General features: G+C 61.0%; 5 protein-coding genes. 2 read left to right on the forward strand and 3 right to left on the reverse strand.

Features of this window, described 5'->3' with window-relative positions; translation table 11 throughout:
* Nucleotides 1-313 precede the first annotated feature (313 nt).
* A complete protein-coding gene (locus OQK_RS27245) occupies nucleotides 314-1,969 on the forward strand; it encodes a sensor domain-containing diguanylate cyclase (protein ID WP_016775244.1) in 1,656 nt (551 codons plus the stop codon).
* Nucleotides 1,970-2,205: 236 nt separating this feature from the next.
* On the opposite strand, the gene OQK_RS27250 is transcribed toward OQK_RS27245, so the two are convergent.
* Both OQK_RS27250 and OQK_RS27255 read right to left on the reverse strand, forming a co-directional pair.
* Nucleotides 2,206-2,583 carry a c-type cytochrome gene (locus tag OQK_RS27250; protein ID WP_016775245.1) on the reverse strand — a complete coding sequence of 126 codons (378 nt, stop codon included), beginning with the start codon at nucleotides 2,581-2,583 and terminating at the stop codon, nucleotides 2,206-2,208.
* A 40-nt stretch (nucleotides 2,584-2,623) separates the two neighbouring features.
* Complete coding sequence (locus tag OQK_RS27255; RefSeq protein WP_016775246.1) at nucleotides 2,624-3,955, reverse strand: aminotransferase-like domain-containing protein; 1,332 nt, start codon at nucleotides 3,953-3,955, stop codon at nucleotides 2,624-2,626.
* Between the two features lie 89 nt (nucleotides 3,956-4,044).
* On the opposite strand from OQK_RS27255, the gene OQK_RS27260 reads away from it, so the two are divergent.
* On the forward strand, nucleotides 4,045-4,938 hold the full coding sequence (locus OQK_RS27260) for a DMT family transporter (protein ID WP_016775247.1): 894 nt from the start codon (nucleotides 4,045-4,047) through the stop codon (nucleotides 4,936-4,938).
* A 3-nt stretch (nucleotides 4,939-4,941) separates the two neighbouring features.
* Here the strand turns inward: OQK_RS27260 and OQK_RS27265 are convergent.
* Nucleotides 4,942-5,570, reverse strand: a 629-nt coding sequence (locus OQK_RS27265; RefSeq protein WP_038861859.1) for a helix-turn-helix domain-containing protein, incomplete at its 5' end; no start/stop codon positions are given.

Here is a 5,570-nt window from a genome sequence, read left to right on the forward strand (position 1 = left end):
TGGCCGATGCTTCACTGTGGCCAACCACGGTGTATTGGTTGCTGTCGTAATGGGCAGTTTTCATCGGGGCGCCGGTGCAACCTGCCAGAACCACACCGAACAGTGCGGCGGCGACTACTTTGCTGAGGTATTTCACAGTAAAACTCCATGGGGAAACGCCCGGGATCCGTCTCTCGGGCGGCGCGCATTCTAACCAAAATGATGGCTCATTGGCATCAATCTTCTTTGTATTTACTTGAACCCGTTCGCTGGCCCGCCGTCGGCGATGTCGCATACCATGGCGCCACTTCAATAAAGACAGACACCCGCCTCCATGTTCAAAGCCAGTCTGCGTAGCCATCTCACCCTGTGGTTCGGCGGTTTGTCCCTGCTGACGTTATTGAGCGTCGGCTTTTATGTCGGTCATATCGCCACCGAACAAATGAAACAGGCCAGCGGCAACGCGTTGCTGAACACGGCGCGCTCGGCGGCGACGTTGTTGGGTGAGCAACTGCGCGAGCGGCAACTGGAGGTCTATCTGCTCAGTCGCGCGCCGCATCTGGAGCGTGGCGATCTGGACAATCCAGCCATCCTCAAGTCGATGCAGTTGCGCACCCAGGCGCGCGCCGAATATGCGTGGATGGGCGTCACCGACGCCGAGGGCAACGTGCGCCAAGCGGTCAATGATCTGCTGGTCGGTCAATCGGTGCAGAAACGCCCGTGGTTCCAGATCGGCCTGCGCCGGCAATACACCGGCGATCCCCACGAAGCAGTGTTGCTGGCCAAGTTGTTGCCGGGCCTGCCCAATGGCGAGCCGCTGCGCTTCATCGATTTCGCCGCGCCAATCCACAATGCCGAAGGGCAGGTGATTGGCGTACTGGGCGCACATGCGCACTGGAGTTGGGTGACGCGCATCGTCGAGTCGGCGGCGTTTTCCCACAAGAACTCGGCGCCGGATATTCAGGCGCTGATCGTCGACCACGATGGCAAGGTGCTCTACCCCGAAGCGCTGATGGGCCAACAACTGGCGATCGGCGATTCGGTATTGCCGGGCTGGACAGCGGCCAACGGTTACCTGACCAGCATGGTCACCGTGCCGACGCCATCGGGCACGGCGCTATCATGGTCGATCGCCATTCGCCAGCCATTGGAGACTGCGCTGCAACCGGCGCGGATGCTGCAATACGAATTGCTGATCCTCGGCGTTTTCGCCGCCATCGTTTTCGGTCTGGTGGCTTATTACTTGGCGCTGTACCTGAGCCGGCCGATCGAACAACTGGCACGCTCGGCCAAACAAGTGCAAAACAACCAGGCCGGCGCGCAGTTTCAGCTCCAGCATCCGGTGCTGGAAATCGCCCAGCTCGGCCAGTCCATCGACGCAATGACGCAGTCACTGCTCGGCAAGGAGCGCGAACTGCAAGAAGCCAACGCCTCGCTGGAAGCCACCGTGGCGCAACGCACCGCCGCACTCACCGAGGCCAACGCCGAGCTGCTGAGCCTGGCCACTCACGACGGCCTGACCGGCGTTTACAACCGCCGCCGTTTTGACGAAAAAATCACTGAATATTCGCTGCTGTCCCGACGCACCGGACGCCCGTTTGCCCTGCTGCTGATCGATGCCGACCACTTCAAACGCATCAATGACAGCCACGGCCACGCGGTCGGTGACGAGGTCCTGCAACAACTGGCGACCTTGATCCAGAACAGCGTACGCAGCACCGATTTCGTCGCCCGCTACGGCGGCGAAGAGTTCGCCGTACTGCTGCCGGAAGTCACGCAACCCGACACCCCGGAAGTCGTCGCCGAAAAGATTCGCGCAGCGGTAGCCGACGCGGAGTTTCCCGGCGTCGGCAACGTTACCGTGAGTATTGGCCTCGGCCTGGCAGATCCGGCGGACAACAACCATACGACGCTGATCAAACGTGCCGATCAGCAGCTGTATCAGGCGAAGGCTGCGGGGCGCAATCAGGTTGCGTTTCATGCCCACTGACACCGGCGTATATCAACCAGAAACAGGTCGGCCCGCAGGCCGCCATCGCTGGCAAGCCAGCTCCCACAGGGATGGGGTAAAAGCGGAAATTTGGGTCGGCCGGAGAACCGCTTTCGCGAGCAGGCTCGCTCCCACAGAAAAGCAAAAAAAGGTGACCCGCCGTAAGGGCGGAACCCTAAGCAGCCGTTACCGCAGCAATGGCTATGTACTCAATCAGCCAGGAAACCATCGCCCGACTAGGGCTCAGCACTGAACCTCTGCAGATAAGCCAACAGATTCTCCAGCTTCTCCTCATCACTCAGCCCCCAGAAAATCATCCGCGTCCCCGGCACCACCCCTTTCGGATCCTTCAGATACGCCTTCAGCGTCGCCCGATCCCAGGTAATCCCCGAGTTCTTCATCGCATCGGAATAAACATAATTGGCCGAAGTCCCCGCAGCCCGGCCAATGATGCCGTTGAGCTGCGGACCAAACCCCGAACGAGCCGACTCGCCAACCTGATGGCAACCGCCGCACAGACGCGGAAAGATTTTCGCCCCGGCCTCAGGATCGCCCTCAGCCTGTGCGCTGGTGCTGAAGATCAAGGCGAGAAACAGTGTCGTGGTGAATTTCATTGAACAGTCCAAACCTCGCTTTGCATGGCGTGGGCGCAGTTTACAGATAAGCGCCGACAACCGTTCTGACGGTGATCAACGCCTGACGCAACACCTGCATGTCCACCGAGCCGAGCGCCAGACGAATCGCATGGGGCGTATGGGCCGACAGCGAAAACGGCTCGGCGCTGGTGACGGAAATCTGCTGCTGCATCAACTCGACCACGATCTGATCGGCACGCACATCTTCGGGCAACGGCAACCACAGAAAATACGAGGCCGGATGAGCAATGTAGCGCAGCCCTTTGAGCACCTCGGCGGCCAAGGCCTGTCGCGCCGTAGCATCACGACGTTTCTGCGCCTCAAGCACGGTGACGGTGCCATCGTCGAGCCAGCCGCACGCGATGGCAGTCATCACCCCAGGCGTGTTCCATGTCGTCGCGCGAATGATTCGCTCCAGTGCGGACACTTGAGGAAGCGGCGCGGCAATGAAGCCGACCCGCAAACCGGTGGCGATGTTTTTCGACAGGCCCGATACGTAAAACGTCCGTTCCGGTGCCAATTCAATCAACGGACATGGCGGGTTTTCGACCAGAAACGCGTAGGCAGCGTCTTCAATGATTGTCAGATCGTGCCGCCGGGCAATCGCCACCAATCGTTCGCGCTGTTCCAGTGGCATAACCCAGCCCAGCGGGTTGTGCAGCGTCGGCATGCTGTATACGGCGCGCACCGCACGCTGTCGACAGAGTCTGTCCAGTGCCGGCAAATCCGGGCCGTGTTCCGTCATCGGGATCGCCAGCACCTCCAGATGCAGCGCGTCGGCCAGCACCTTGAATCCCGAATAGGTCAGCGCATCGGCGGCGATCACATCGCCGGGTTTGAGCAGGGCCATCAGCGTCACCGCCAAACCTTGCTGAGCGCCATTGACGATCAGCACTTGGTCGGCTTCAACGGTCACGCCGCGTGTCGACAAATGTCGCGCCACCGAGGCGCGTTCGTGGGCACGCCCGGCGTGGGGTTGATAACGCAACAACGCTTCCAGATCACCGGACAACGCCAGTTGCCGCAACGCCGTGCGCAACAGTTCAGCCTGACCTGGCAACGAGGGATAGTTGAAATTCAGGTCGATCATGCCAACCGCCACGTCTTTCTGATCGATGCCCTGCCCCGGCGCCAGCGACGTTTCCCGGACAAACGTGCCGCGCCCGGCTTCGCCACTGACCAGGCCCATCGCTTCAAGCTCCGCATAAACCCGTGAAGCGGTAACCAGCGCCAGACCTTCCTGGCTCGCCAGCTGCCGATGCGTTGGCAGTCGCGTGCCCGGCGCCAATCGTCCGCCACGAATGTCTGCCGCATAGCGATCAACCAGGGTCTTGTAACGGGAACGCGGCATGTCGGCTGTATCCATGACAATTTTTTGATTGTGATGATTCTCAGCCCTAGGATCACGGCGACACAAGCCACTTTTTGAGCGCGACCGACATGCACACAACATCGACTGCGGCCCACCCGGCGCTGGAAAAAACCAGCGGCTGGATCAACGGTTTTATCGGCGTGCTGATTTTCAGCGGTTCGCTGCCGGCCACACGTTTGGCGGTGCTGGAATTCGATCCGGTGTTTCTGACCGTGGTGCGAGCAGCGATCGCCGGCGCACTGGCCGTCGGACTTCTGCTGTTGTTCAAACAGCGGCGACCGGCGCATCATCAGTGGCTGTCGCTGTTGATTGTGGCGCTGGGCGTGGTGTTGGGTTTCCCGCTGCTGACCGCGTTGGCATTGCAGCACGTAACGTCAGCGCATTCGATCGTGTTTGTAGGATTGCTGCCGCTGGCCACGGCGATGTTTGGTGTCTTGCGTGGCGGTGAGCGGCCACGTCCAGTGTTCTGGATCTTTTCGGTGCTGGGCAGCGCATTGGTGGTGGGCTTTGCCCTGTCCCAAGGCTTGAGCGCCTCGCCCACCGGCGATCTGCTGATGCTCGCGGCGATCCTGGCCTGCGGCCTCGGTTACGCCGAAGGCGCGAAACTGTCACGCAGCCTCGGCGGCTGGCAGGTGATCTGCTGGGCGTTGGTGTTGTCGTTACCGCTGATGACAATGCTGAGCCTGTGGCTGGCGCCCGCTTCGTTCGCCGACATCAGCTTGCCTGCGTGGATGTGCCTGGGCTACGTGTCGCTGTTCAGCATGCTGATCGGCTTCGTGTTCTGGTATCGCGGTCTGGCCCAGGGCGGAATCGCAGCGGTCGGGCAGTTGCAGTTGCTGCAGCCGTTTTTTGGTCTGGCACTGGCGGCGACGTTGCTGCATGAGCAGGTCAGTGTCGGCATGCTCGGCGTCACGCTGGGGGTGATTCTTTGCGTGACCGGAGCGAAGAAATTCGCCAGGTAATGTTCAGTGTTCGGCTTTCCATTGCCGTGGACTGAGACCGGTCTTGCGCCGAAATGCCCGGGCCAGCGCCGACGGACTTTCGTATCCAACCTCCTCGGCAATCAATGCAATCGGGCGGCCTTCGCGCAGGCGTTTCTGCGCAAGACTGACGCGCCAGCTCAACAGGTAATCGGCCGGCGTCTGCCCGACCACGCGGCGAAACTGCTCGGCAAAACCGGCGCGGGACTGGTTCGCCGCCGCCGCGAGATCAGCGACACTCCAAGGCTTGTGCGGCTGCTCGTGGATCAGGTTCAAGGCGCGAGACACGCGCGGATCCGCCAGCCCGGCCATCATGCCCGGTTGCTGATCGCGACTGCCGATGAGATGGCGCAGCAGCAGAATCACCAGCAATTCAAACAGACGATCCATCACCGCCACGCGCCCGCAATGCCCTTCAAAAGCTTCGTTGAACAGCCAGTCAAGGGTGCTGCGCAATTCCGGGATATCGGTGAGTTTCAACACCAGATAGTCCGGTAACGCGGCGGCCAAGGCATTGCCCGAGCCACCGTCGAAGGTCAGCGAGGCGCACACCACTTGGCTGGCCATGGCCTCGTCGGCAAACATCCGGTGAGTGAAAGGCCGGGGAAAGAAAA

The organism is Pseudomonas sp. R62 (genome assembly GCF_000257605.1).
GTDB lineage: Bacteria > Pseudomonadota > Gammaproteobacteria > Pseudomonadales > Pseudomonadaceae > Aquipseudomonas > Aquipseudomonas atacamensis.